The sequence below is a fragment of the Planomonospora algeriensis genome (genome assembly GCF_977012225.1).
The window spans coordinates 1-486 of sequence record NZ_CDRNDK010001089.1 but is presented as its reverse complement, the minus strand read 5'-3'; the positions used below and the strand labels follow the sequence as shown (position 1 = coordinate 486).

At 76.1% G+C, this 486-nt stretch carries 1 protein-coding gene; it reads left to right on the top strand.

The window, feature by feature from the left end; all coding sequences use genetic code 11:
• On the top strand, positions 1-486 hold a 486-nt coding region (locus ACWJ6R_RS37945), incomplete at both ends, for a diguanylate cyclase domain-containing protein (protein WP_449066796.1).

The following is a 486-nucleotide window of genomic DNA, read 5'->3' as shown; positions in this document are numbered from 1 at the left end:
CGTCTCCAGCCGGGCGCGGGCCGCCACGTTCCTGGCCCTGGCCCTGCTCGGCCCGCTGGCCTCCAGCGTCGGCCCGCCGCTGCTCGGCCTCGACCCCGACCCCCGCGACGGCATCGTGGTCATCTGCCTGACCGTGCTACTGGCCGTCCTGCTCGTGCTCCGCCTCAGCCTCGTCGCCCGCCTGGCCGAGAACCGCGCCCTCGTCCTGGACCGCCAGGCCGACCGGCTCGCCGCCCAGGCCGACGAGCTGTCCACCGCCCTGCACCGCCAGGAACTGCTCCGCCGCAGCCTGGCCCACCGCGCCTCGCACGACCCGCTCACCGGGCTGGCCAACCGCACCCTGCTCACCCGTGCCCTGGAAGCGGCCATCGCCGCCGCCGGCCCGCCCCCGGCGCTGCTCCTGCTGGACCTGGACGATTTCAAGGGCGTCAACGACACCTACGGCCATCCCGTCGGCGACGAGCTGCTCGTCGCCGTCGCCGGCCG